At 68.8% G+C, this 25,237-nt stretch carries 26 protein-coding genes; 13 read left to right on the plus strand and 13 right to left on the minus strand.

All coding sequences use genetic code 11. The annotated features are described in order from the left end of the window. Positions 1-24: 24 nt before the first annotated feature. Positions 25-891, minus strand: coding sequence for an HIRAN domain-containing protein (locus ACXC9Q_RS18490; protein WP_457057815.1), 867 nt, complete (start codon positions 889-891; stop codon positions 25-27). 230 nt (positions 892-1,121) lie between these two features. Between ACXC9Q_RS18490 and ilvA the strand changes: the two genes are divergently transcribed. Further along, complete coding sequence (gene ilvA / locus ACXC9Q_RS18495) at positions 1,122-2,402, plus strand: threonine ammonia-lyase IlvA (protein WP_457057816.1); 1,281 nt, start codon at positions 1,122-1,124, stop codon at positions 2,400-2,402. Between the two features lie 41 nt (positions 2,403-2,443). On the opposite strand, the gene ACXC9Q_RS18500 is transcribed toward ilvA, so the two are convergent. From ACXC9Q_RS18500 to ACXC9Q_RS18520, 5 genes are read right to left on the minus strand one after another with little or no spacing between them, the layout of a single operon-like run. Beyond that, positions 2,444-2,686 (minus strand): LuxR C-terminal-related transcriptional regulator, encoded by a 243-nt coding sequence (locus tag ACXC9Q_RS18500; RefSeq protein WP_457057817.1) that lies wholly within the window; start codon positions 2,684-2,686, stop codon positions 2,444-2,446. 5 nt (positions 2,687-2,691) lie between these two features. Then, positions 2,692-4,125, minus strand: a complete 1,434-nt coding sequence (locus ACXC9Q_RS18505; RefSeq protein WP_457057818.1) for a rhamnulokinase — start codon at positions 4,123-4,125, stop codon at positions 2,692-2,694. 39 nt (positions 4,126-4,164) lie between these two features. After that, a complete protein-coding gene (locus ACXC9Q_RS18510) occupies positions 4,165-6,198 on the minus strand; it encodes a bifunctional aldolase/short-chain dehydrogenase (RefSeq protein ID WP_457057819.1) in 2,034 nt (677 codons plus the stop codon). Positions 6,199-6,204: 6 nt separating this feature from the next. After that, the gene (gene rhaI / locus ACXC9Q_RS18515; protein WP_457057820.1) at positions 6,205-7,368 is read right to left on the minus strand and encodes an L-rhamnose isomerase; all 1,164 of its coding nucleotides are present in this window, start codon (positions 7,366-7,368) and stop codon (positions 6,205-6,207) included. 3 nt (positions 7,369-7,371) lie between these two features. Next, positions 7,372-7,725, minus strand: a complete 354-nt coding sequence (locus ACXC9Q_RS18520) for an L-rhamnose mutarotase (protein ID WP_457057821.1) — start codon at positions 7,723-7,725, stop codon at positions 7,372-7,374. A 329-nt stretch (positions 7,726-8,054) separates the two neighbouring features. On the opposite strand from ACXC9Q_RS18520, the gene ACXC9Q_RS18525 reads away from it, so the two are divergent. Next, positions 8,055-9,056, plus strand: a complete 1,002-nt coding sequence (locus ACXC9Q_RS18525; RefSeq protein WP_457057822.1) for a LacI family DNA-binding transcriptional regulator — start codon at positions 8,055-8,057, stop codon at positions 9,054-9,056. A gap of 106 nt (positions 9,057-9,162) precedes the next feature. Continuing rightward, positions 9,163-10,242, plus strand: a complete 1,080-nt coding sequence (locus ACXC9Q_RS18530; protein ID WP_457057823.1) for a lysylphosphatidylglycerol synthase transmembrane domain-containing protein — start codon at positions 9,163-9,165, stop codon at positions 10,240-10,242. 3 nt (positions 10,243-10,245) lie between these two features. Here the strand turns inward: ACXC9Q_RS18530 and ACXC9Q_RS18535 are convergent, their stop codons facing one another. Further along, positions 10,246-10,944 (minus strand): TetR/AcrR family transcriptional regulator, encoded by a 699-nt coding sequence (locus ACXC9Q_RS18535; RefSeq protein ID WP_329483384.1) that lies wholly within the window; start codon positions 10,942-10,944, stop codon positions 10,246-10,248. 76 nt (positions 10,945-11,020) lie between these two features. On the opposite strand from ACXC9Q_RS18535, the gene ACXC9Q_RS18540 reads away from it, so the two are divergent. Then, complete coding sequence (locus ACXC9Q_RS18540) at positions 11,021-11,824, plus strand: alpha/beta fold hydrolase (RefSeq protein ID WP_457057824.1); 804 nt, start codon at positions 11,021-11,023, stop codon at positions 11,822-11,824. Positions 11,825-11,896: 72 nt separating this feature from the next. After that, on the plus strand, positions 11,897-12,448 hold the full coding sequence (locus tag ACXC9Q_RS18545; protein ID WP_457057825.1) for a DUF4240 domain-containing protein: 552 nt from the start codon (positions 11,897-11,899) through the stop codon (positions 12,446-12,448). Between the two features lie 28 nt (positions 12,449-12,476). On the opposite strand, the gene ACXC9Q_RS18550 is transcribed toward ACXC9Q_RS18545, so the two are convergent. The 3 genes from ACXC9Q_RS18550 to ACXC9Q_RS18560 are packed head-to-tail and all read right to left on the minus strand — an operon-like array spanning position 12,477 to position 14,791. Then, positions 12,477-13,145: a hypothetical protein gene (locus tag ACXC9Q_RS18550; protein ID WP_457057826.1), complete on the minus strand. Its 669-nt coding sequence runs from the start codon at positions 13,143-13,145 to the stop codon at positions 12,477-12,479. A gap of 36 nt (positions 13,146-13,181) precedes the next feature. Continuing rightward, positions 13,182-14,441, minus strand: a complete 1,260-nt coding sequence (locus tag ACXC9Q_RS18555) for an RNA polymerase sigma factor (RefSeq protein WP_457057827.1) — start codon at positions 14,439-14,441, stop codon at positions 13,182-13,184. Next, entirely contained in the window at positions 14,438-14,791 is a 354-nt protein-coding gene (locus ACXC9Q_RS18560; protein ID WP_328526901.1) for a YciI family protein, read from the minus strand. The genes ACXC9Q_RS18555 and ACXC9Q_RS18560 overlap by 4 nt, the downstream gene beginning before the upstream one ends. A gap of 179 nt (positions 14,792-14,970) precedes the next feature. Between ACXC9Q_RS18560 and ACXC9Q_RS18565 the strand changes: the two genes are divergently transcribed. From ACXC9Q_RS18565 to ACXC9Q_RS18575, 3 genes are all read left to right on the plus strand, one after another. Continuing rightward, positions 14,971-16,365 carry an MFS transporter gene (locus ACXC9Q_RS18565; protein ID WP_457057828.1) on the plus strand — a complete coding sequence of 465 codons (1,395 nt, stop codon included), beginning with the start codon at positions 14,971-14,973 and terminating at the stop codon, positions 16,363-16,365. A gap of 96 nt (positions 16,366-16,461) precedes the next feature. Then, positions 16,462-16,617: a DUF6131 family protein gene (locus ACXC9Q_RS18570; RefSeq protein WP_166679556.1), complete on the plus strand. Its 156-nt coding sequence runs from the start codon at positions 16,462-16,464 to the stop codon at positions 16,615-16,617. A gap of 88 nt (positions 16,618-16,705) precedes the next feature. Next, positions 16,706-17,047 carry a YciI family protein gene (locus ACXC9Q_RS18575; RefSeq protein ID WP_457057829.1) on the plus strand — a complete coding sequence of 114 codons (342 nt, stop codon included), beginning with the start codon at positions 16,706-16,708 and terminating at the stop codon, positions 17,045-17,047. Here the strand turns inward: ACXC9Q_RS18575 and ACXC9Q_RS18580 are convergent. Beyond that, the gene (locus ACXC9Q_RS18580; RefSeq protein WP_457057830.1) at positions 17,039-17,815 is read right to left on the minus strand and encodes an enoyl-CoA hydratase/isomerase family protein; all 777 of its coding nucleotides are present in this window, start codon (positions 17,813-17,815) and stop codon (positions 17,039-17,041) included. The two genes, ACXC9Q_RS18575 and ACXC9Q_RS18580, sit on opposite strands and share 9 nt — an antisense overlap. A gap of 439 nt (positions 17,816-18,254) precedes the next feature. Here ACXC9Q_RS18580 and ACXC9Q_RS18585 point away from each other — a divergent pair, with 439 nt between their 5' ends. Continuing rightward, the gene (locus tag ACXC9Q_RS18585) at positions 18,255-19,142 is read left to right on the plus strand and encodes an SH3 domain-containing protein (protein ID WP_457057831.1); all 888 of its coding nucleotides are present in this window, start codon (positions 18,255-18,257) and stop codon (positions 19,140-19,142) included. Positions 19,143-19,204: 62 nt separating this feature from the next. Here ACXC9Q_RS18585 and ACXC9Q_RS18590 read toward each other — a convergent pair whose 3' ends face one another. Beyond that, positions 19,205-20,485 carry an FAD-binding oxidoreductase gene (locus ACXC9Q_RS18590; RefSeq protein WP_457057832.1) on the minus strand — a complete coding sequence of 427 codons (1,281 nt, stop codon included), beginning with the start codon at positions 20,483-20,485 and terminating at the stop codon, positions 19,205-19,207. An 86-nt stretch (positions 20,486-20,571) separates the two neighbouring features. On the opposite strand from ACXC9Q_RS18590, the gene ACXC9Q_RS18595 reads away from it, so the two are divergent. Further along, a complete protein-coding gene (locus tag ACXC9Q_RS18595; RefSeq protein WP_457057833.1) occupies positions 20,572-21,339 on the plus strand; it encodes a phosphotransferase family protein in 768 nt (255 codons plus the stop codon). Here the strand turns inward: ACXC9Q_RS18595 and sigJ are convergent. Beyond that, positions 21,314-22,195, minus strand: coding sequence for an RNA polymerase sigma factor SigJ (gene sigJ, locus ACXC9Q_RS18600; RefSeq protein WP_457057834.1), 882 nt, complete (start codon positions 22,193-22,195; stop codon positions 21,314-21,316). The genes ACXC9Q_RS18595 and sigJ overlap by 26 nt on opposite strands. A 90-nt stretch (positions 22,196-22,285) precedes the next feature. Between sigJ and ACXC9Q_RS18605 the strand changes: the two genes are divergently transcribed. The 3 genes from ACXC9Q_RS18605 to ACXC9Q_RS18615 all read left to right on the plus strand — a co-directional run bounded on the left by ACXC9Q_RS18605 (position 22,286) and on the right by ACXC9Q_RS18615 (position 25,225). Next, positions 22,286-23,077 carry a glycoside hydrolase family 16 protein gene (locus ACXC9Q_RS18605; RefSeq protein WP_457057835.1) on the plus strand — a complete coding sequence of 264 codons (792 nt, stop codon included), beginning with the start codon at positions 22,286-22,288 and terminating at the stop codon, positions 23,075-23,077. 148 nt (positions 23,078-23,225) lie between these two features. Beyond that, on the plus strand, positions 23,226-24,272 hold the full coding sequence (trpD, locus tag ACXC9Q_RS18610; protein WP_457057836.1) for an anthranilate phosphoribosyltransferase: 1,047 nt from the start codon (positions 23,226-23,228) through the stop codon (positions 24,270-24,272). Further along, complete coding sequence (locus ACXC9Q_RS18615) at positions 24,272-25,225, plus strand: sigma-70 family RNA polymerase sigma factor (protein ID WP_457057837.1); 954 nt, start codon at positions 24,272-24,274, stop codon at positions 25,223-25,225. The genes trpD and ACXC9Q_RS18615 overlap by 1 nt, the downstream gene beginning before the upstream one ends. Positions 25,226-25,237 lie beyond the last annotated feature (12 nt).

The following is a 25,237-nucleotide window of genomic DNA, read 5'->3' on the forward strand; positions in this document are numbered from 1 at the left end:
GGCCGGTGAGTACTGCGCAGCCGCCTAGTTGGCCTCTTTCGTAGCCCAGTAGTGCCATTGGGGGGACGCGACTGGGGAGCGGGTCAGGCCGTCCGGCCAGGTTGCCGGGAGGTCGTGACTTCGCGCCGCGTAGAGGATCACCTCCGATGCGATGCGGTCGCCGCGAACGGCGACACGGGCAGCGGTCTCGGCACGCATGTCGGTGAGGTAGTGGATCGCGGGCAGGAACTCGGCGCTCAGCCGTGGACTGAGCCGGCCGACAGGTTCGTCGTCCAGCCGGATCTCGACCACGATCCGGTGCCGGTCCTGGAAGCTGTCCTCCTCCTCGATCGCGTGCATGGTGGCGTACGCCCAGCACTCGCCTTCCGCCCGGAAGAACGGCGCCAGGACATCCGGGCGAACCTCACTGCCCGGTACGACGATGCCGCTGCCGGGCGGTAGCAGGTGATAGCTGCCGGGTGGCGGCAGATTCACCGGGACGAGCATGTGCGGCTGGCCGAGGGCCACCGCCACGCTGGCGTGGAACTCGGTGCCCTGGTCGCGCTTGCCGTCCCAGTCCGCCGGTTCCCACTCACTGACCCACAGGTGACAGGGCACCTGCGGTTGCAGGCCTTGTGCCACCAGTTCTGACAACACCGGGTGGTACCGGTGCGCGTCGTCCCTCGGCAGGTAGCCGACAACCTTCCCCTGCACCCGTACGGCGATCGATCGGGGGTCGAAACGGTTGTGCGGTTCCGGGACGAGGTCCGCATCGGTGTCCAGGTCTGCGCCGCGCGCCGGGATGGGGTCGGGAAACAGGCTTCGGATCGCCTGCTCGTGCGGCGTCTCCCGCACGACTTCCTGACCGCACCACAAGGCGTCGCCCCACAGACTGAACGGAATCAGTTCCATCCTGCCCTCCAGTCCTTCTGACCGGCTTTACTCGGCTCATCCCGTCCAGACCCCTGGCCGTTACACCGAGTGAGCGTATGAAAACTAGAATCCCCATCGAAGGGCCGTTTCACGCATCGTGCAAGAGTCTGATGCGCAAAGGATTTCCGCGCGTCCGCAGTGTGGACGCGGATCGTCTTGTGCTGCGAACGAAACTGCGAGGATCGTGCAAATGCACGGGAAGGAACGTCATGCAGGGCAGTAGTTCAGTCGCTCGATCCACCCCGCAATCCCTTGACGCGGAAGCCATCGAGGCGGCAGTCAAGCGACTCGACGGCGTCGCCGTACGGACGCCGTTGCAACGCAACCTCCGGCTCTCCGAACGGACCGGCGCGCAGGTCTGGCTGAAGCGCGAGGATCTGCAGATCGGCCGCTCCTACAAGCTCCGCGGCGCTTACAACCTGATCGCCCAGCTCGACGACGCGGCCAAGTCGGCCGGCGTCGTCTGCGCGAGTGCGGGCAACCACGGCCAGGGGCTGGCGTACTCGTGCCACATCCTCGGTGTCCAGGGCAAGGTCTACGTCCCGCGGACGACGCCGCGCCAGAAGCGGGACCGGATCGCGGCGCTCGGCGGCAAGCAGATCAAGGTGATCGTCACCGGCGACACGTACGACGACGCGGCCGCCGCGGCGCACGCGGAAGGCGAGGCCACCGGGGCGACGATGGTCCCGGCGTTCGACGACCTCAGAACCGTTGCAGGGCAAGGGACCGTAGCCGTCGAGCTGGTCGAGCAGCTCGGTCAGGCGCCCGACGTCCTGGTGGTTCCGGTCGGCGGTGGCGGGCTGGTGGCAGGTGTCGCGACCTGGCTGACTCAGCGGCATCCCGGCGTACGCATCGTCGGTGTCGAGCCGGCGGGCGCGGCGAGCATGGCCGCAGCGTTGGCCGTCGGTGAGCCGGTGACGTTGCCGCACCTGGACAGCTTCGTGGACGGCGCCGCCGTACGGCGGGTCGGTGAGGTGACGCTGCCGTTGGTCGAGCGGACCGGCGTCGAGATGATGTCGGTGCCCGAGGGTCTGGTGTGCTCGGAGATGCTCGAGCTCTACCAGACGGACGGTTTGATCGCCGAGCCGGCGGGCGCACTCGCGACAGGTGCCTTGGGCAACGGTCTGACCGTGCGACCCGGCGAGACCGTGGTCTGCCTACTGTCCGGTGGGAACAACGACGTCAGCCGGTACGGCGAGATCCTCGAGCGATCGCTCGTCCACGAAGGGCTGAAGCACTACTTCCTGGTGACGTTCCCGCAGGAGCCCGGCGCCCTCCGCCAGTTCCTCGACGAGGCCCTCGGCCCGGACGACGACATCACGCTCTTCGAATACGTCAAACGCAACAACCGCGAAACCGGCGTCGCCCTGGTCGGCATCGAGATCAGCCGGCCCGACGACCTCGAGGGTTTGCTGGCCCGCATGGACGCCGCACCGCTCGAGATCGAACGCATCCACCCGAACTCACCAGAATTCAGGTACCTGATCTGAGCAGCAGCCGACCACCTCAATGGTCAGCGGCTGCCAACAGCTCACACCAGGCCGCGGCGGGCGGCCCAGACTATGGCTTCGATGGCGGTGCTGAAGCCCAGGCGGTCGCAGACCAGGCGGGTACGGCGGCGGACGGTGCGTTCGGAGAGGTCGAGACGCCGGGCTACGCCGTCGACCGGGAGGCCGGTGGCGAGGAGGCGGAGGAGCTGCAGTTCGTCGTGGCTGATCTCGCGGGGTGGGACCCGGCGAGCGAGGGGGCGGAGTTCCTGGGGGAGGACGGTCATGCGGATCACCCTGTTCCGAACATCCGGGACTCGGCGGCGTCCCAGTCGGCCGGTTTGCCCTGCGGCTCGTAGCGCCGCAGGTGATGCGTGGACCGGACCAGCGCGCGCATCGCGCCCAAGTCCGGCAACGGCTCGCCCAGCGCGCGAGCCTGAACCAGAATGTTGCCCAGCGCCGAGGCCTCGACCGGCCCGGCGAGCACAGGCAAGCCACACGCGTCGGCGGTCAACTGGCAGAGCAGTTCGTTCTGCGAGCCGCCACCGATGACATGCAGTACGTCGACCTGCCGGTCCGCGATCGTCTGCGCCTGACGCAACGTCCGGCGGTAGGCGAGCGCGAGACTCTCCAGCACACACCGGACGAGGGCGGCGCGCGACGACGGCGGTTCCTGCCCGGCCGCCCGGCAGTGCTCCTCGATCCGCCGCGGCATGTTGCCGGGGGCAAGGAATTCCGCTGCGTCCGGATCGATCAGTACGGCGAACGGCGGCACCTCGGCCGCCTCACGCAGCAACCGCGGCAGTTTGGTGGTGCCCCAGACCCGCAGGCACTCCTGCAGGATCCACAGGCCCATCACGTTCCGCAGGAACCGGATCCGCCCGTCGACACCACCCTCGTGCGTGAAGTTGGCCGCCCGGGCCTCGTCCGTCAGCACCGGCTGGTCCAGCTCCAGCCCGACCAGCGACCAAGTGCCCGACGAGATGTACGCGAAGTGCTCGCCCTCCGCAGGCACAGCCACGACAGCCGAAGCCGTGTCATGCGACCCGACCGCGATCACCGGCGTCGCGGGATCGAGCCCAGTCTCCTCCGCCACCGCCGGCAACAACGTGCCGATCACATCCCCCGGCTCCCGCAACTGCGGCAGGACCCCCGGCGGCACCCCGACCCGCGCCGCCAGTTGCTCACTCCACTCCCGAGCGCGCACGTCGTACAACTGCGTGGTGGACGCGTTCGTCCGCTCGGCCCCGATCTCCCCGGTCAGCCAGTACCCGAGGAGGTCCGGGATCATCAGCAAGGTTTTTGCCTGGCTGAGGAAGGGCTCGACCACCAATTGGCAGATGGTGTTGAACGGTAGTTGCTGAAGGCCTGTGATGTCGTACAGATCGGCGGCCGGGACCGACGACAGGACGCGTTCCATCACGCCGTCGGTGCGGGCGTCGCGGTAGTGGACCGGGTTGCCCAGGAGGCGACCGGCGTTGTCGAGCAAGCCGTAGTCGACGGCCCACGAGTCGATCCCGACACCGTCCACCGGGCCGGTCGAGCGCAGGCCGTCGAGCATCGAGCGGTGGAGATGCAGGATGTCCCAGTGCAAGGTGTCCCGCACCCGGACCGGGCCGTTCCAGAAGCGATGGACCTCGGTCAGGTGGAGGCGGCCGTCGCCGACCGCGCCCAGCATCACCCGCCCGCTGGACGCGCCCAGATCGACTGCGGCAACACGCTTCATCGGGACACCTGGCGGACATCCAACTCGGTCATGCGACTCCTATCGCAGGAACGCGGCGGCCACGCCGGCATCGACAGGCACGTGCAGACCGGTCGTGTGGGTCAGCTCTCCACCAGTCAGCGCGAATACAGCGGCCGCCACGTGTTCCGGCAGCACCTCCCGCTTGAGCAGCGTCCGCTGCGCGTAGTACGCGCCGAGCTCCGACTCCGGTACGCCGTACACCGCGGCTCGCTGCGCACCCCAGCCCTTCGCGAAGATCCCGGAGCCCCGGACGACGCCGTCCGGGTTCACCCCGTTGACGCGTATCCCGTACCCGCCGAGCTCGGCCGCGAGCAGCCGGACCTGGTGTGCCTGGTCCGCCTTGGCCGCGCCGTACGCGACGTTGTTCGGGCCGGCGAACACCGAGTTCTTACTGGAGATGTAGACGATGTCGCCGCCGAGGCCCTGGTCGATCAGCACCTTCGCGGCCGCCCGGGACACCAGGAACGAGCCCTTCGCCATCACGTCGTGCTGCAGATCCCAGTCGTGCTCGGTGGTCTCCAGCAACGACTTCGAGATCGACAATCCGGCATTGTTGACAATCAGATCGACGCCGCCGAAGGCGAGTACGGCCTCGCGCAGGGCCGCCTCCACCGCCTCGCCCGACGAGACATCGGCGCCCACGGCAACGGCCACGTCGGACGACCCGATCTCCTTCGCCACCGCCTCGGCCGCGGCCAGATCCAGGTCCGCCACCACGACACAGGCGCCCTCGGCCGCCAGCCGCTGAGCGATCGCCTTCCCGATCCCCGACCCGCCACCGGTGACGAACGCGACCCGCGTCGCCAGCGGCTTCGCCTTGGGCATCCGCTGCAGCTTCGCCTCTTCCAGCGCCCAGTACTCGATCCGGAACTTCTCCCGCTCGTCGATCGGCGCGTACGTCGACACGGCCTCAGCGCCCCGCATCACGTCGATCGCGTTGACGTAGAACTCGCCGGCCACCCGCGCGGTCTGCTTGTCCTTGCCGAAACTGAACATCCCGACCCCGGGCACCAGCACGATCGCCGGATCCGCACCCCGCATCGCCGGGCTGTCGGGTTCCGCGTGCCGGTTGTAGTAGGCGGCGTAGTCCTCGCGATAGGCCGCGTGCAGCTCGCGGAGCCGCGCCACCGCATCCTCCAGCGGCGCCGTCGCAGGCAGGTCCAGCACCAACGGCCGGACCTTGGTGCGCAGGAAGTGATCCGGGCAGGAGGTGCCCAACGCGGCCAGCTCGGCCAGCTTCTCCCGCGCGGTGAACTCCAGAACGACCTCAGAGTCGGTGTAGTGACCGACCTGCGGCTTGTCGGTGGATGCCAGGCCCCGGATCACCGGGGAGAGGGCGGCAGCGCGCAGACGGCGCTCTTCCGGAGGTAGTGCCTCGAAGCCTTCGACCACAGCACCGAAGGGTTCGGCGACACCACGGTTGGCCAGGAAGGCTTCCGCCGTACGGATGATCTCCAGCGAGTTGGCCTCGCACTCCGCCGAGGTGTTGCCCCACGCGGTGATGCCGTGACCGCCGAGGACGCAGCCGATCGCCTCCGGGTTCTCCCGCTTGACGGTCGCAATGTCGAGACCGAGCTGGAATCCGGGCCGCCGCCAGGGCACCCAGACCACCCGCTCGCCGAAACACTCCGCGGTCAGCTTCTCGCCGTCGGCCGCGGTCGCCAGCGCGATCCCGGAGTCCGGGTGCAGGTGGTCGACATGCGGAGCGTCGACCAGACCGTGCATCGCGGTGTCGATCGACGGAGCCGCGCCGCCTTTGCCGTGCAGGCAATAGTCGAACGCGGCAACCATCTCGTCCTCGCGGTCGACGCCGGGGTACACGTCGACCAGCGAGTTCAGCCGGTCCAGCCGCAGTACGGCGAGACCCTTCGCCGTCAGCGTGCCGAGGTCGCCACCGGAACCCTTCACCCAGACCAGGTCGACGGGTTGCTGCGTCACCGGGTCGGTCGCCGTCCCCTTCGCCGACGTGTTCCCGCCGGCGTAGTTGGTGTTGCGCGGATCGGCACCGAGTCGGTTGCTCCGCGCAACAAGTTCGGCTGCAGTGTCGGTCATGGTTGTTCAGGCTCCCCATCCGGCTTGCTGACCGTCGGCGCGGTCCTTGACGATCTGTTCGTAATACCCGCTGCGCTGGTAGGCGGCGACCGGATTCGGATCCAGGCCCTGCGACTCGCGCAGGTCGGCGAGCAGCGGACGCACGTCGGTGTTGTAGGCATCCATCAGCGCGGCGTTGGCCTCGAGCACGTCACCCGATCGCTGGGCCGCGCGCAACGCGTCCCGGTCGACCAGCAGCGCCTTCGCGGTGGCCTCCTGGACGTTCATCACCGAGCGGATGATGGCCGGGATCTTCGCCTCGATGTTGTGGCACTGGTCGAGCATGAAGGCGATCCCGCGGTCCGGGTCGAGCGCGTCGCCACGGACGATCTCGTTCATGATCCGGAACAGCTGGAACGGGTCCGCCGCCCCGACCATCAGGTCGTCGTCGGCGTAGAACCGGCTGTTGAAGTCGAACGCGCCCAGCTTCTCGACCCGGAGCAGGAAGGCGACGATGAACTCGATGTTGGTGCCCGGCGCGTGGTGCCCGGTGTCGATGCAGACCGTTGCCTTCGGCCCCAGTTCGAGACAGTGCGCGTACGACGTACCCCAGTCCGGCACGTCCGTGGTGTAGAAGGCCGGCTCGAACAGCTTGTACTCCAGCAGCATCCGCTGGTCGTCGCCGAGCCGGTCGTACACCTCCTTCAGCGCGGTCGCGAGCCGGTCCTGCCGGTCCTGGATGTCGTCCTGGCCCGGGTAGTTGGTGCCGTCGGAGAACCACAGCTTCAAGTCCCTCGACCCGGTCGCGTCCATGATGTCGACACACTCGAGCAGGTGGTCGGTCGCCTTCCGCCGGACCGCGGGGTCCGGGTTGGTGACGCTGCCCAGCTTGTAGTCGTCGTCCTGGAAGACGTTGCTGTTGATCGCGCCGAGCCGGACACCCTGCTCCTTCGCGTACGCCGAGAGCCGCGCGTAGTCGTCCACCTTGTCCCACGGGATGTGCAGCGCGACGCTCGGCGCGACGCCGGTGTACTTGTGCACGACCGCGGCGTCGGCGATCTTCTCCTCCGGTGAGCGCGGCACCCCCGGCTGGCTGAACACCTTGAACCGGGTGCCGGAGTTCCCGAACGCCCACGAGGGCAGTTCGATCTCCTGGCGGCTGAGGGCGGCCTTCACGGCTTCGGTCGTCATGGTTCAGTCCCCTTCAATATCCAACGCAGTCAGGTGGAAGATCTCGGGCAGCAGCAGGAACGACTCGTCCGGCGGGCGGCCGTCAATACCGCTGAAGAACTCGGTCATCTGGGCTTGCCAGCGGGTGTTGACCTCGGTCGCCGCCATCGCCTTCTGCGCGGCCTCCAGGTCGGCGGACTCGACGTACCCGATCAGCAGGCCGTCGTCGCGGAGGAACAGCGAGTAGTTGTGCCAGCCGGAGTCCCGCAGCGCGGTCTGCATGTCCGGCCAGACGTTCCGGTGGCGTTCGACGTACTCGTCCAGGCGGTCGGGTCTGACCTGGAGGCAGAAGCAGTAGCGATTCACAAGGTCGGCCATAGTCACCTCCAACTCGGGGCGGCAGTAGCTGAAAGGTTTCAAGAGGACTGCACGAACGTAAGCGCGGGCCCCTCCAGCCGTCAAGACCTCGCCCACCTGTCGGCGTCCGATCCCGGACCGTTACTGCGGAAACCACCCGAGAACCAGGTAGGCTTCGCCAGCTAAGACGTTTCAAACCGGTCCGTCGCAGGACTCTTGATGCGGGGAGGACGAGCATGCCAGCAGACAGCGCGCCGGAGCAGACCTCCGGCCCCTCCCCTTCCTCCGCTCCCCCCTCCTCCGCAGGAGGAGGTCGGCGGCGGCGCGCCGCTAAGAGGCATGCGGCCGGCGTGAAGGCAGTCGCCGCGGCTGCGGGGGTTTCCCTCGGAACTGTTTCCAATGTGCTCAACCGGCCCGAGGTGGTCAGTCCGTTGACGCGGGCCAAGGTCGAGGCGGCGATGGCCTCGCTGGGGTTCGTGCGGAACGAGTCGGCGCGGCAGCTCCGCGCCGGCAGCAGCCGGATCCTCGCCTACCTGATGCTCGACGCCGGGAACCCGTTCTTCACCGACGTCGCGAAGGGCGTCGAGGAGGCGGCCCGCGCGGCCGGCCTGTCGGTCTTCCTGTGCAACAGCAACGAGGACGCCGACCGCGAGGCCGACTACCTCGACCTGCTCGAACAGCAACGCGTGCAGGGCATCCTGATCACCCCGATCGACCAGAACTCCTCCCGCCTGCGCAAACTCCCCGCCCGCGGTACGCCGGTGGTCGTGGTGGACCGCGCCATCGACGGCGGCGAGCACTGCTCGGTCGCGGTGAACGACGTACTCGGCGGTGAGCTCGCCATCGCCCACCTGCTCGAGCTCGGCCACGAACGGATCGCGTACGTCGGCGGCCCGAACACGATCGGCCAGGTCATCGACCGCCGCGACGGCGCCCGCAGTGCACTGCGCAAGGCCGGCAAACCACCGGAGAACCTGATCGAACTGACCACCGGCGCCCTCACCGTCGCCGAAGGCAGGGGCGCAGGGCAACGACTCGCCGGGCTCCCGGCGGCCCGCCGCCCGACCGCCGCGTTCTGCGCGAACGACCTGCTCGCCCTCGGCCTGCTGCAGCAGTGCGTCAGCCTCGGCCTGCGCGTTCCCGAGGACCTCGCCATCGTCGGGTACGACGACATCGAGTTCGCCGAGGCGGCCGCCGTACCGCTGACGTCGGTCCGTCAGCCGCGGCAGCTACTCGGCCGGACCGCCGCGGAGCTGCTGCTGGACGAGTCGTCCAACCCGGACCACGAACACCAGCGGGTCACGTTCACCCCCGAGCTCGTCGTACGGACCTCGACCCGGGGCACCCTCTGAGCCGCAGATCCACCGACCGGTGGGATGTGTGAGCTTGCGGCGGGTGGTCGACTCCACTGGTCGCGCTATGGTGGCGAGGCGAGTGGTCCACTGGGCGAGGTGAGACATGCGCGTCGCTGGCGGGGGTTTGGTGCGGCGATGGGGCGGCCGCGCTGTCGGCCTGGCGATTACCGGCGTCGGCCTGTACATCGTGGCGCCGAGCCTGCTGTCCCTCTTCGGAACCTGGCCACGCCTCGCGGACGTGGAACCCTGGTGGTTCCCGGTCCTCGCAGTACTGGAGGCCTGCAGCTTCGCCGCACTGTGGTGGCTCGCGAGACTGGCCTTGGCCCAGGAGGCCGGGGACGAGGGGTTACAACCGGTCCATGCGGGGTGGGGCACGATCGCGACGGCGCAACTGGCCGGGAACGCGGCCAGTAAGGTCGTCCCCGGCGGCGCGGCCACCGGCGGTGTCCTCCAAGCGAGGCTCTTGATCCAAGCCGGGCAGCCGGCGGCCGTCGTCGCGTCCGCCTTGACCGCTATCGGCTTGATCACCACCGGCGTGCTGTTGCTGTTGCCCGTGCTCACGGTGCCCGCCGTGCTGATCGGTCCACCGCCCGCTCGGCAGCTCGAGCTCGGCCTCCTGGTCTCGCTGATCATGGCGATCGTCATCGTCGGTCTCGGGCTCACAGCGCTCACCTGGGGCCGGTTCGTTGTGCTGGTCGGTCGTGCGGTCGGTCGCGTTATCCACATCGTCAAGCGCAGTGTGACCGCCGACAGTTGCGCCGCGCTGCTGGTCACGCAGCGGGACCGGGTCGCCGCTGCGTTCAAGGGTCATTGGTGGGTTGCGGCCTTCGCGGCGGCGGCGAACCGCATGTTCGACTACGCCGCGCTCGTGGCAGCGCTGGCGGCGCTCAATGCGCATGCCCGCCCCTCCATGGTGCTCCTGGCCTACGTCGTCGCCCAGGCCCTCGCACTGGTCCCGATCACACCGGGCGGCCTCGGCTTCGTCGACGCAGGTCTCACAGCGCTGCTCGTCCTGATCGGAATCAGCCCGGACACCGCACTCATCGGGACGCTCCTGTACCGGCTCGTCTCCTTCTGGCTGCCGATCCCGTTGGGCCTTCTGGCCTGGACGGGCTGGCGGATCCACCGGCATGTCACCGATCCGTCGAGATCAGAGGCGCCACCTTCCGGGGAAGACGCTTAGAGGTCAGGCGCCGTAGGCGGCGAGGAAGACCTCGGTGGCCTGATCGGCGAGCTTGTCGAGCTCGCCCGGGGCCGGGCGCTCCCGGGTGCCGGCGAACATCGCCCGGTTCATCGGCTTGTACATGACCAGCCCGGCGAACTGGTACGCCGCGAGCGTCGGGTCCTCGAGCTCACGCAGCAAGCCGCGTTCGGTCAGCCGGGTGAGCGCTTCGCCCAGCGCCTCCAGTGACTTCTCGAAACCGCTGGTGAACCAGGCTCCGCACACCTCGGGGAACCGATCGGCTTCGGCGATCACGAGCCGGCGCAACTGGAGGACGCTGGCTGCGGTGAGGCTGTCGAGCAGTCGGCGAGCCAGCGCCTGCAGGCCTTCACGCGCGTCCGCGGCGCCGTCGAGAGTCTCGGCGTACGCCTGGACCAGTCCGTCCATCAGCTGATCGCTGGTGCCGAGGACGATCTCGGCGAACAGGCGTTCCTTGTTCTCGAACTGCTTGTAGACGGTCTGCTTGGAGACGCCGGCCTTCGCGGCGACCTCGTCCATGCTCGCGCCGAGGTACCCGTGCTGGAGGAAGACCTCGGTCGCCGCGGCCAGGATCGCCCGGCGCTTGCGCGGCGTCCGGCCCTCGCCCTCGATCGTGACGGCCTGCTCCGGCTGCCAGACGGCGGCCCGCTGTCGATACTCCACGACGTCCTCCTCTGCGGTCACGGAAATCATACTAGACAGTCCAGTTCTTTTCTGAGTACTGTACGGTCCAGTTCCCACGACCACAGAGGAGAGGACGATGAGCACACTGAAGTCCGCCGACGGCACGACGATCGCCTTCGAGGCGTGGGGCGAGGGGCGGCCGCTGATCATGGTCGACGGCGCCACCGCCTACCGCGCGGTCAACCCGGCGAATGCCGAGGTGGCGAAGCTGCTGAGCGACGAGTTCCGGGTCTACGCCTACGACCGGCGCGGACGTGGTGAGAGCACCGACACCGCGCCGTACACGATCCAGCGGGAGATCGAGGATCTCGCCGCGCTGATCGAGGACGCCGGGCAGCCGGCCATCGTGTTCGGCTGGTCCTCCGGTTCACTCCTGGCCTTGGACGCGGCGGCGGCCGTGCTGCCGATCTCCGCCCTGGCCCTGTTCGAGCCGCCGGTGGTGGTCGACGACTCGCGTCCGCCGCTGCCGTCCGACTACGTCGAGCAACTCGACGCGTTCGTCGCGGCCGGTCAGCGGGACAAGGCGGCGGAGCTGTTCATGACAGCCGCGGCCGGGATGCCATCCGAGTTCGTTGCCGGGATCCGGCAGAGTCCGTACTGGGCGCCGGTCGAGGACGTCGCGCCCACGATCTCGTACGACGGCCGCATCATGGGGACCACGATGTCCGGCAACCCACTGCCCGCGGACCGCTGGGCGGCGATCGACGTACCCGTCCTGGTCATGCACGGCGACAAGACGGCGCCGTGGCTGATCTCGGGTGCGGAAGCGATGGCCGCTCACCTCCGGACCGCGACACTGAAGCCTGTCCCCGGTGAGAACCACAGCACGGAGCCGTCCGTACTCGCTCCCGCCCTGCGCCAGTTCGCACACGAGGTGTGACGGCGCGACCTGTCGTAAATCATCTGCGATCAGCGCTCCCGTTTGGCCTAGGGGTGGTGAGACGCTTTGGGGGTGGACAGGGATGGATTCTGGGGGCTGGTTGAGGATGCGCGCGGTGGGGTGGACGACACCGTGGCGGATCCGGACGGGGTTGCGGACGCGCTGACCAAGGTGCTGGGTGGGCTGGAGGCCGAGGAGATCGCGGGGTTCGGGGTCGAGCTCGCGCGGTTGCAGGTCGAGTCTTTCCGGTGGGATCTGTGGGCGGCGGCGTACCTGATCAACTCGGGGGCCTCGGAGGACGGGTTCGACTCGTTCCGGGGCTGGCTGGTCGCGCAGGGGCGGGAGGTCTGGGAGGCCGCGCTGGCCGAGCCGGACTCGCTCGCCGACGTGGTCGACGAGGACCGGCCGGAAGGCTTCGAGGGATTCGACGGTGAAGGCCTGCTGCATGTCGGCAGTCACGCGTACAAGAACGTGACCGGCGACGAGGCGGCGTACTGGAAGGCGGTCGACGCGGAGGCGCCGGACACGCCGGACCTGCCGGCCGGCAAGGAGATCGACTTCGACGACGAGGACGACCTGGAGACCCACCTGCCCCGGCTGGCCGCGCTCTACCTCGACGCGTAGCGGTTAGGCGGGCTCACCTGACAGGCGTTCAAGCGGGCTCGCCGGACAGGCGTTCGATGGCGGCGCGGAGCCGGCGTCGCCAGCCCGGCTGACCGGCGTCCTGGTCGGCCGCGGCCAGGCTGACCAGATGCTGCGCCATCTCGAACCCCTCCGTGGTGGTCTGTGGTTCCACGTCGGTCAGCGCGGCCTGCGGCTCGTCGTGGTCGAGCTCGATCCGCCGGCTCGTCCACCCGAACCCGTCCGGCACCAGCAACTCCGGCACGAGCGTCTCGTGGCTGAGCGAGGTCAGCTCCTCGTCCCCGTTCCCGATGCTGAAGATCGTCGTACCTCGGCGCCGTACGTCGCTGATCCGCTCGAGCAGCGTCTCCGCCGGATCCTCCTCGGCCACCACGAGCAGCGACTCGCCGCGGCCCGCGTCGCGCAACCGGTCCAGTCCGATCGCCAGGTGCGGCGGTGCGTCCGGCGGCGGCGCCCAGCGGACCAGCGACGGCCGGACGTCGTCGACCCCGGCCCGGTGCAGCTCGTCGTCCAGGTGCGCGGTCAGGTGCCACGGCTCGTCGTCGACCGGCCCGAAGAGCATCAGTCCACCGTTCCGGGTGGTGAACCGCCGCAGTGAGTGCGCGAACTCGGTCGTCCGGCTTCCCAGCTCAGTACCGGTCAGCATCTCCCGGAGGAGTGAGGCCCTGGTCAGATCCACGGCTCAAACCTGACACATGTCCGGGAGCACCGCGAGTCAGGTCAGCCGGTCCGCCTTCGACTGCAGGTAGTTGCGTTCCGGGACACTCGTCGTACGGCGGGCCGCCAGCAGGTAACTCTCGCGCGCGGCGGCCAGATCGCCCGACATCTCCAGCAGGTGCGCGCGGACCGCCTCCAGCCGGTGGTGATCGGTCATGCGATCGTCGGACTCGAGTGGTTCGAGTACGGCGAGACCCTCCTTCGGACCAACGGCCATGGCCACTGCGACCGCGTGATTGAGCTTCACCATCGGGTTGTCGACCATCTGCTCGAGTACGTCGTACAGCGCGACGATCTGCCGCCAGTCCGTGTCATCAGCCCGCTCGGCGGTGTCATGTACCGCGGCGATCGCGGCCTGCACCTGATACGGCCCCAACTGCGTACGGGACAGCGCATCCGTCACCAGCGCCTCACCCTCGACGATGACTGTCTTGTTCCACTTGGACCGGTCCTGCTCGGCCAGCGGGATCAGGGAACCTTCCGCACCGGTCCGAGCCGGCCGACGCGCATCGGTGAGCAGCATGAGCGCCAGCAATCCCGCCACCTCGCCGTCGTCGGGCAGCAGTTTGCGCACGCCCCGCACCAGCCGGATCGCCTCGGTGGTGAGCTCCGCACTGTGCAACGACGTACCGGACGAGGCGGTGTAGCCCTCGTTGAAGATCAGGTAGAGGACGTGCAGTACGGCGCCCATCCGCTCGTCCCGCTCCGCCTCGGGCGGCAGCTCGAACGTACTGCCCGCCTGCTTGATACTGCGCTTCGCCCGGCTGATCCGCTGCGCCATGGTTGCCTCTGGCACCAAGAACGCGGCCGCGATCTGCGCAGTGGTGAGACCGCCGACCGCGCGCAGCGTCAGCGCGATCTGCGAGGCCGGCGACAGCGCCGGGTGGCAGCACAGGAACAGTAGCGTCAGCGTGTCGTCCCGGCCGCCCGGATCGTCGATTTCCGGGCCTCCGGCAACGAATTCCTCGGGCGGGGCGAGCTGGGCCACGTTCTCCTCGCGCCGTCGGCGGGCCGACTCGCTGCGCAGCAGATCGGTCAGCCGGCGCGACCCGACCCGGATCAGCCAGCCGCGCGGGTTGTCCGGCACACCCTCACTCGGCCACTGCTGAGCCGCCGCGAGCAGCGCCTCCTGGACCGCTTCCTCGGCCAGGTCGAAGTGCCCGTAGTGCCGGACCAGCGCGCTCAGCACCTGCGGCGCCTGCTCACGCAGCAGCAGCTCGAAGTCGCCGGACTCGGACCGGCCGGCGGGGTCGCTCACATCTCCAGCCCGGACGCGTCCATCACCGGCCGCACTTCCACGGCGACGTACTCCGCGTCCGGCATCCGGGCCGCGTAGCCGATCGCCTGGTCGATGTCGTCGCACTCGACCAGGTAGAACCCGGCCAGGTGCTCCTTGGCCTCGGCGTACGGTCCGTCGGTGGTGGTTGCGGTGTCGTCACGCACCTGCACGGTCCGGGTGGTGATGGGATCCGCCAGTCCGGCCGCGCTGACCAGAAGGCCCTGCTCAGTGAGCTCACGCGACAGTGATTCGTGCGCCCGGGACAGACCCTCGCGTTGCTCGGCGGACAGGCTCGCCCAGCTCTCGGCGTTGCTGTAGATCAGCAGCATGTACTTCACAGGCACCATCCTGTCCCTCGCGGAGGCCGCTGTGACCCCCTGTCATCCAGTACGTCGGAACAGGGGTGCACAAGTTCGACAGTCCGAGATGTCGAAGTGGTCCCAGTGAACCCGACGTCTCCACCGAGTGACGCTCAGCCCGGGCGTCCCCGCCGTACTGGAGATGTCAGATGGTTACCGAATCGAAGCGCTGGTTCGCACTGGCGCTGCTCTGCCTGACCGGGTTCATGATCATCCTGGACGCGTCGATCGTGCTGGTCGCCGTACCGTCCATCGAGCGTGAGCTGACCTTCTCGACCGGTGGCGTGCAGTGGGTGCCGAGCGGCTATGCGCTGATGTTCGGCGGCCTGCTTCTACTCGGGGGCCGTATCTCCGACCTGCTGGGTAGGCGGCGGGTGTTCATCACCGGACTGCTGCTGTTCGCGGGGTCCTCGCTGCTCTGCGGGTTCGCGTGGAGCGGTGACGCACTGGTCCTCGCGCGGGGGCTGCAGGGCGCGGCGGCCGCCGTGCTGGCGCCGAGTGCGCTGTCGATCGTGATGACCACGTTCCCCGAGGGTCCGGATCGCAACAAGGCGCTCGGGATCTGGGGAGCGACCAGTGGTGTCGGCGGTACGGCGGGGTCCCTCATCGGAGGGCCCGTCACGGACGGACTTGGGTGGCAGTGGATCTTCTTCATCAACGTGCCGGTCTGCCTGCTGGTCGCCGCACTGGCTCCCGTTCTGCTGCTGGACAGCCGTGGAGCGGGCCGCCGCGGTTTCGACGTGGCCGGCGCTGTCACGGTGACCAGCGCGCTCATCGTGCTCGTGTACGCCGTCATCGAAGCGCCCGACTCGGCGATCGGGTGGACTGTCTTGCTGGTGCTGTTGTCGGTCGGTCTGTTCGGGCTGTTCGTGGTCGTGGAGAAGCGGTCCGCCGCACCTCTCGTACCGCTGCGGATCTTCCGCTCGCGCGCGCTGGTCGGCGGCAACCTCATCACGATCGCTTGGGGGCTGGCGGCGTTCGGGCTGAACTTCATCTACACGCAGTACGCCCAACTGGCGCTGGGCGTCTCCGCGATCCGCTACGGCCTCATGTCCGCCGTACTCGCGGCTGCCGCAGTAGTCGGCTCCATGGTCGGACAGCACCTCGTTACCCGAGTGGGGATGCGCAGGGTCGCGTTCGTCTCGCTAGTGCTCGCCGGGGTCGGCACCACCGTGATGACTCAGCTCACCGTGGACTCCGGGTATTTCGAGCTGGCCTTCTGGGGTCTGACGATCTTCGGCGCCGGACTGGGTGCCGGAACGGTCGCAGGGGCCATCGCCGCCCTCAGCGACGTGGCCGGCCCAGACTCCGGGATTGCCTCCGGTCTGCAGAACGCCAGCTTCCAGATCGGTGGTGCAGTAGGCATCGCCGTACTCTCCGCGGTCGCCACAGCCAGTACGACGGGCGCCACGGCGACCGCGCTCACCCACGGCTACCGAGTGGCGTTCATGGCGGTGTGGTTGTTCATCGCGCTGGGTCTGGCGGGCTGCGCACTCCTCCTCGATCGGAAGCGCTCACCGCGGCTCGAGCCAGTGGCGTCGTGACATCAAACGATTGTTGGAGATTCGGAGCCATGCGACTGGGGCACCGGAGTCCCGTGGCTGCCAGCGACCGCCCGGCAGCTCTTAGAAGGAGGCTCCATGCTCATCCTCGGTTTGATCCTGCTGATTCTGGGATTCTTGCTGAGTATTCCGATCCTGTGGACCATCGGCATCGTGTTGCTGGTGGTCGGAGCGGTGCTCTTCCTGCTCGGATCGACAGGCCGGGCCGTCGGCGGACGCCGGCACTGGTACTGATCCACCGCTAGTCCGACCTGACACCAGAACCCCGTGGGCCACTCCGGCCCGCGGGGTTCTGTCGGTCCGGGTCGCTACGGTGAGGCCCATGAAGTACGTCGTGATGATCTTCCGGAGCATCGATCGCACCTGGACCGACGAGGACCAGCAGGCGCTCGGCCGGCTGATGCGGCTCGAGAGCGAGCTCGCGGCCAGCGGCGAGCTGGTCAGTTCCGAGGGCCTGCTGCCGCCCGAGGAGGGCCGGATCGTGCAGATCCGCGACGGCGCGCAAGTCGTCACCGACGGGCCGTTCGGCGAGGCAAAGGAGCAGCTCGCGGGCTTCTACCTGGTCGACGTCGCCGACGACGCGCACGCCCAGGCGATCGCGGCCCGGGTCTCGGCCGCGGTCGGCGATCGGGTCGAGCTCCGCGGCACCCTGGTCTCAGCCTGAGTGCCACGGGAAGTCGGGCGAGCGCTTCCGGGCGAACGCCTCGATTCCCTCCGCGAGCTCACCGGAGGCGATCGTCTCCCGATACCGCGATCGGGCCGCGGCGTCCGCGTCCGCGCCGGCCAGCAGCGCGTTGACCGTCTCCTTGGCCGAGCGGATCGTCAGCTGCGAGCGCGACACCATCGTCTCCGCGAACGCCTCGGCCTCCGCCGCTGGGTCGTCGACGACACGATCCACCAGGCCTTTCAGCTCGGCCTGTTCCGCGGTCAGCAGGTCACCGCTGAAGAGCAGGTACTTCGTTGTCGCGGGACCGACGAGGTCCAGCAGCACCTTGATCGCGGCCGGCGGATAGACCACCCCGATCCGGGCCGGCGTCACCCCGAACGTCGCGTCCCGCGCGGCGAACCGGAAGTCGCAGTTCACCGCGATCTCGAGTCCGCCGCCGATGCAGTGGCCCCGCACCACCGCGATCGTCGGCTTCGGGAACTCCCGTAGCGCGGACTGCGCGCGCAGGTTGAAGGCGCGCAGCTCCGCCATCGGATCGGCCGGATCGTCGCCGGAGATCAGTTCGTGGATGTCCGCTCCGGCCGAGAAGCTCGGTCCTTCGCCGGTGACGAGCAGCACCTTCACCTGGTCGTCGGCGGCCAGCTCCGCGAGCAGTCCGGGCAGCGCCTCCCACATCGCGCGGGTCAACGCGTTCCGCTTCGCGACCCGATCGATCACCAGCCGGGCCACGACTCCACGCTCGACCCGCAACCCCAGCTCATTCACGCCCGCAGTCAACCAGGCAGCCACCCCTCCGCGCCGCCACCTGGATCACACAACCCCACCTTGTGCACCACATCCGCACGCCACGCCCCTCGCCGTACGGACGTGGTGCACCAAGTCGACGCGAGGTATCGGTCGACGTGCGACGGCCGGCGCGAGTGGGCCTGGGATCACGGACGCGCTGTGTCGACCAAGCGTTTGATCTCGGGGTGATCACATCCGGATAGCGGCCTGATCACGACTCAGCCGAGGCTGGTGGACGTTCGTAATGCGTTAAGACTGGGGGGCGATTCGAACCCGCGTCGCGATGTGTGCTTGACTCCTCCGGTCGATAACGTTTTGGTCTCGGCAGATTGGGTTTCCAGAAGTGACTGCAGGACGGCATAGACAGGCGCGGCACCGTCAACCTCGCCCGCAGGTGATCCGCCCAGGTATTGCAAAGGTGGCGATTCCCGGCGCAGCAGTGGCCCTGGTGGCCACCGGTTCGGCGGCCGCGCTCCCCGACCACCACGTCACCTTCGACCCGTCGATCGCCAGCTCGTCCCTGCAGCTGTCGCGCGACACCCAGGTCAGCCGGGACGCGCTGCGACCCCCGTTGAACGTCACCCCGTCGACAGCGGCTCCCAAGCCGAAGACGACCCCGGCGCCCAAGCATCTGAAGAAGCAGGCGCCGATCCCGAAGCCAACCTCGACGCCGACCCGCACCGCGACGCCGCCGAAGGCAACGGGCACGAAGTACACCACCACCGACGTGAACCTCTGGTCCCTCCCGCTGACCGGCGTGCTGCTGGACGTGTTGCCGAAGGGCACCAAGGTCTCCGTCACCGGCAAGGTCGACGGCATCTGGGCCGAGGTCGTCAGCGACAACAAGTCCCGCTGGGTGAAGGCGGTGTACCTGTCCGCCACCAAGCCGGTCGCAACCACCGCTGCCTCAGCCGGCGGAGCGATCTCCCAGGCCGCCTGCAAGGCCGGTTCCTCGGTGGAGAGCGGCTTGACCGAGGACGCGATCCGCGTCCACCGGGCGATCTGCGCCAAGTTCCCGGACATCACGTCGTACGGCGGTCTGCGCTCGGGTGACAGTGGTTCGGAGCACTCGAGCGGGCACGCACTGGACATCATGGTCAGCGGCTCGGAGGGCCAGGAGGTCGCCGACTGGCTGCACGCGAACTACAAGAAGCTCGGTGTCAGCCAGCTGATCTGGCAGCAGCACATCTGGACGGTCCAGCGCAGCAGCGAAGGCTGGCGCGCGATGGAGGACCGCGGCAGCACCACCGCGAACCACTACGACCACGTGCACGTCACCGTCTACGGCAACTCAGGCACGGTCTGAGCAAACCCCGAGACGCCCTGAGCTATCCGGTCCCCTGCCCTCCTGGGGACCGGGTCGCTTGTTCATGGCCGGATGTTCGCGTTGAGGTGGAAGAAGTTCGTCGGGTCGTAGGCCCGCTTGACCTCGCGCAGCCGACGCAGATCCTCCGGCGCGTACGCCGTGTCCGCGCGGCCGGGATCACCGAGGAAGTTCACGAACGTGCGACCCGAGTCCGGTAGCAGACCGTGCATCTCCCGGTCCACGATCAGCGAGTACGACGCTCCGCGGTGACCGACCGGTCCCGCGCCGGGACCCGGATGCGCCATCGCGCCACCCCAGTGCCTGATCTCGACGGTCGGCGCGTCCTCGTCGTCGAAGCCGGTGACCACGTCGATCACGTCGTCGGTCAGGGTGTCGAGGAAGTCGAGGTGCCGGGCGGGTGTGCCGCCCATCGCGGCGTCGCCGTACTCGATCGTGGTCAGCTCGCCGGCCAGCCTGGGACCGGCGACCGCGAACAGTGGCTTCAGCAGGTGCTCGGCCAGCTCGGCGGCACCGGCGTACAGGACCTTGATCGCGACGGCGCGCTGTTCGGTGCCGGGGACCCGGGTCAGGAGGACGGCGGTGCTGAGCTCGTTGGGGATCGTGGTGGTCCAGTCGCGGTAGCGGCGCAGGATCGCGGCCGCTCGGTCGATGCCGTAGTACACGATGCCGGCGTGGACCTGGCGGACCGGGTACAGCCGGAACTCGAGCGAGGTCACGATGCCGAAGTTGCCGGTGCCGCCGCGGATCGCCCAGAACAGGTCGGCGTGGCGCTCGGCGCTCGCCGTGACGAGGCGTCCGTCCGCGGTGACGACCTCGGCGCGGATCACGCTGTCGGCCGCGAACCCGTACTTCCGCGCGAGCCAGCCGACTCCGCCGCCGAGCGTGTACCCGGTGACGCCGACGTCGCGGTGCGAGCCCGACAGCGGCGCCAGGCCGAACTGACCGGCTGCGTCCAGGACCGCACCCCAGCGCGCGCCCGGCGCGACCTTGGCGATCCGACGCTCCGGGTCGACCAGTACGGACGTCATCGGCGTCGTCTTCAGCAGGATCCCGCCGTCGGCCGGAACGCGAGTCCCGTGACCCGTGGCCTGCACCGCGACCGGTACGCCGTACTCCCGTGCCGTCCGCACCGCCGCCTGCACGTCGGTCCGGCTGTAGGCCTCGGCGACCACCAGCGGCCGCGAGTCGACCGTCGGGATCACGGATTTCCGCTGCGCGTCGTACTCCGCCTCACCGGGCAGCCGGACGGCACCGTTGAACCCAGCCCCGAGCAGCCCCGCCACCACGTCACATGCACCCGGTGCAACCGCCTGCGTCGTCATCCGAACCCACTCCCTCACGTATCCGCTCCTGCCCATACGTCGAAGGAAAGAGGCCCCAATCGACACACCCCGGCAAACTTCTCCAGATGACTCACACTGTCGAGGTCACCGACGAGGTCCTCACGAAGCACTACGCCTCGTGGTCCCGCGACGAGCCGGGTCGCGAATGGGCCGCCCTCAACCTGCTCTCTCAGCACGCGCCGAGCTTGGCGCCGATCCCCCTGGACCGGTCCCAACCCGCTTCCCCTGGTCCGTGGTTCTCGATGTCGGTCCTCCCCGGCCAACCCCTCTCCGGGGCGCTCACCCCCAGCCAGCTCGATGCCTTGGGCGACGCCCTCACCACCCTGTGGTCGGTCGATCCCCACGACCTGCCCCCGATCGACACAGCAGCTCTGGTCGACCGCACGCGCACCGCGCTCGCGGTCCTCCGCACAGGCGCCGGTGTGATCGCTGGTGCGGCGACGGCCGCGGCGGTCTGGCTGGACAGCTTTGCCGGGTTCGACCTGCGCGACCCGGTGGTCGGCCATGGCGATCCGAACCTGGCCAACTACCTCTGGGACGGCAGCCGGATCCGCATCGTCGATTTCGAGGACGCGGGACTGGGTGACCGCACGGTCGAGCTCGCCAATCTCATCGAGCATCTGTCCGGACGCGCGACCGACTGGAGTTCCGTCGTACGACGCTTCGACGTCGATCGGGACCGCCTCCGCGAAGCCCGCTGCGTGTGGGCGGCGTTCTGGCTGACGCTGATCGGTCCGGGCGGACCCAGCGCCGACCGGAACCCGCCCGGTACGGCGGAGGCGCAAGCGCGACGGGTGCTCGGGCTGATCAGGCCGGGAGCGGGAGCTCCTTGAGCCGGTCGAGGTCGGCGAGGATGTCCATCTGGGTGATCTTGCCGTCGACGACCGTGACGCCCATGACGCCCATCAGGCGGCCGTTGACGACGGTGATCGCGCCGGGCGTGCCGTTGACCACGGCGACCTCCGTGTACGGCGCCATCCGGGTGAAGAGCAGCGCCTGCTCGACCACCGCCAGGGCACCGCGGACCAGCTTCGACACCGCCGGACCGGAGAAGTCCTCGGTCGCATCCCCGGCGTCGGCCCGCAGTACGACGTCCGGATCGAGCAGCGCGAGCAAAGCCTCGAAGTCACCGCTCCGCGACGCCGCCATGAACGCCTCCACGACCGCCCGCTGCCGCCCCGTGTCGCCGTCACTCACCGGCGCGCCCTGCACCCGCCGCCGGGCCCGGCTGGCCAGCTGCCGCGTCGCGGCCGGCGACTTGTCCACGATCATCGCGATCTCGTCGAAGCTCACCCCGAACATGTCATGCAGGACGAACGCCAGCCGCTCCGCCGGCGACAGCGTCTCCAGTACGACGAGCAGCGCCAGACCGACCGCATCCGCCTGCAGCGCCTCGTCCTCCGGCCCGACCTCCCGACTGACGATCGGGTCCGGGACGAACGTGTCCAGTGAATCCTCCCGCCGCGACTTGCGGCTCCGCAGCATGTCCAGGCAGACCCGCGAGACCACAGTGGTCAGCCACCCGGACAGATTGCCGACGTCACTCACGTCGGACCGGCTCAGCCGCAACCACGCCTCCTGTACGGCGTCCTCGGCCTCGGCGACCGACCCGAGCATCCGGTAGGCGACCGCGCGCAACTGCCCGCGGTTCTGCTCGAACTGGCGCGCTAGCTGATCGTGCTCGTCCACGGGTGCCTTCTCCTGGTCGCGGTCCATCACTACCTAGACGGATCGAAGCACCATGATGTGACAGCCGCCGGCATCGCCCATCATGGGGTCATGAGCGCGACCCGCGGTGACCTGGTGTTCGAGGACGACTTCGAAGCGTCCTCGCTCGACCAATCCGCCTGGTCGCCGTACTACCTGCCGCAGTGGAGTTCCCGTGCGGCGTCAGCTGCGACGTACCGGCTGAGTGACTCCTGTCTGACGCTCAGCATCCCGCCTGACCAGGGACTCTGGTGCTCCGGCGACCACAAACCGGATCTCCGGGTGTCCGGGATCCAATCCGGCAACTACTCCGGTCCGGTCGGCAGCACGATCGGTCAGCAGCCGTACCGAGAGGGTCTCGTCGTCCGCGAGGAGCAGGAAGCGTTCTGGGGCTGGACTCCGAACGGCGGGTACGTCGAACTGCGCGCACGCGCCGACATCAGTCCGCGCTCGATGGTGTCGTTGTGGATGGTCGGGCTCGAGGACCAGCCGGAGCGGTGCGGCGAGATCTGTGTGATGGAGGTGTTCGGCGACACGGTGGTCCCGGGCTCGGCGGCCGTCGGGATGGGCCTGAAGACCATCCGCAACCCGGCCGTGCCGCAGGACTTCGAGGCGGTCCGCCTCCCGTTGGACCTGGCCGACTTCCACACGTACGCCGTCCAGTGGGCCTCGGGTGAGGCGACGTTCTTCGTCGACGGCGCGCCGATCCGCAGTTGCTCAGGCGCCCCGTCGTACCCGGTGCAGTTGATGCTTGCGGTGTTCGACTTCCCCGAGCGGAGCGTCGGTGATGACGGCCGGCTCGTCCCCACCTTCACCGTCGACTACATCCGCGGATGGAACGTTGCGGAGCAGTTGGTCGCGTGACTACAGTTCTGACCATGTTCCTGCGCGCGGGTATGTGGTGGGCCGTCGACTAGACGGCTGCTTCCGCGCGTAACCCACCCGGCCGTCTCCTTCGAGGCGGCCGTTGTGATGTCTCCTCTTGGGCGGCCCAGCACCCTGAGGATTGCCGATGGCAACAACACTCCGGACCTGGTCCGGACTCATCTCCGCGCTCCTGGCCGGCTCCGACCTGACTGCGGCGGACACCGGTTGGGCGATGGACCAACTGGTGCTGGGAGACGCCTCACCGGCCCAGATCTCCGGCTTCCTGATCGCTCTGCGGGCGAAGGGGGAGACCGCCGACGAAATCGCCGGACTGGCCTCGGTACTGCGTTCGCACGCGACGCCGGTGCGGATCGCCGGACCGTTCGTGGACATCGTCGGGACGGGCGGTGATCGGACCGGTGCGGTCAATGTCTCCACCATGGCCGCGGTGGTGGCAGCATCCACCGGCGTCACCGTGGTCAAACACGGCGGTCGGGCTGCATCGTCATCAGCGGGCGGCTCTGCCGACTTGGTGGAGCACCTCGGCGTCTCACTCGACCTGTCGGCGTCTGACGCGGTTCGGGTGGCTGCCGAGGTCGGACTGACCTATCTGTTCGCCCCACGCTTCAACCCGGTCTTGCACCAGGTCGCGGTGGTACGCCGCGAGCTGGCAGTCCCCACCGCGTTCAACGTCCTGGCACCGTTGCTCAACCCCGCCGACCCGAAGCATCAACTAGTAGGCGTCGCCAACCCCCGCATGCTCCCGGTGATCGCACATGCGCTCGCCCAGCAAGGAAAATCCGCCCTCGTGGCCCGAGGTGACGACGGCCTCGACAAGCTGACCACCACCGGGCTTTCGCGGATGTGGGTGGTGTCTGGAGGCTCCGCTCGCGACACGGTCTTCGACCCGCGCTCACTGGGGCTGCGGCCGTCCTCACTGGCCGAGTTGCGTGGTGGCGACGCTGCCTTCAACGCCGGCGTGCTGCGCGGTCTGGTCGACGGTGAGCCCGGGCCGGTGCGGGACGTCGTACTGCTGAATGCTGCGGCTGCACTGGCCACCCTGGAGTTGGAAAACGGCCTGTTGCTTGAACAGTTGGCGGACTGTCTGGAGCGGTGCCGGCAGGCTGTGGACAGTGGCCGGGCCGCGGCGACACTGGAGCGCTGGGCCAGCCATTCGTTAGCGTGCAGGTGATGCGAGAGCTGTTGGACGCCGCACGCGCCGGTGACGAGCACGCCTTCGGACAGCTGGTTGAGCCGTGGCGTGGTGAGCTCCACGCGCACTGCTACCGGATGCTCGGATCCGATGCCGATGCGGAGGACGCCGTACAGGAGACGCTGGTCCGCGCGTGGAGCGGTCTCAGCGGATACGTGGACCGCGGCTCGATCCGGCCATGGCTCTACAAGATCGCCACGAACCGCTGCCTCACGCTGATCGAACGCCGCGGCCGCCGGGAGCTGCCTGTCGACGTGGACGGCTCAGCCGAGGTCCTGTGGCTGGAGCCGTACCCGATGAGTCGGCTGTCGTGGACTGCGTCGCTGAGCCCGGAAGCTCGGGTGCTGGCGTTGGAGTCCGTGGAGCTCGCGTTTGTGGCGTCACTACAACACCTGTCGGCGTTGCAGCGTGCGGTGCTGCTTCTGCGCGAGGTGCTGGCGTTCACTGCTCGTGAGGTGGCGGAACTCCTGGAGACGTCGGTTGCCGCAGTCAACAGTGCACTGCAACGAGCCCGGGCCGTAGTGAGCTCGGTGCCGAGCCAGCAGACCACGCTGCACGCGCTGGGGGAATCCGGTGAACGGGAGCTGGTCCGGCGGTACATGGCCGCGTGGGAGGCGCGTGACGTCGACGCGATCGTCGCGATGCTGGCAGAGGACGCGAAGTACTCGATGCCGCCGCTGCCGGAGTGGTTCGCCGGCCGCGCTGCGATCCGGTCGTTCTTGCTGGACGGGCCGTTGCAGTCGGAGTGGCGCTTCCTGCCGGCCCGTGCGAACGGTCAGCTCGCCTTCGGTACCTACCTGTGGGACGGCTCGCGCTATGTCCCGGGAGGGCTCGACGTGGTCGTGCTCCGCGGGACGGAGATCGCCGAGGTCGTCTCCTACCTGGAGGCGGACTTCCCGTCGTTCGGACTGCCGTCGTCGCTGCCGCGATGAGTTCGCGTCCGG

This window comes from Kribbella sp. CWNU-51 (assembly GCF_054073265.1).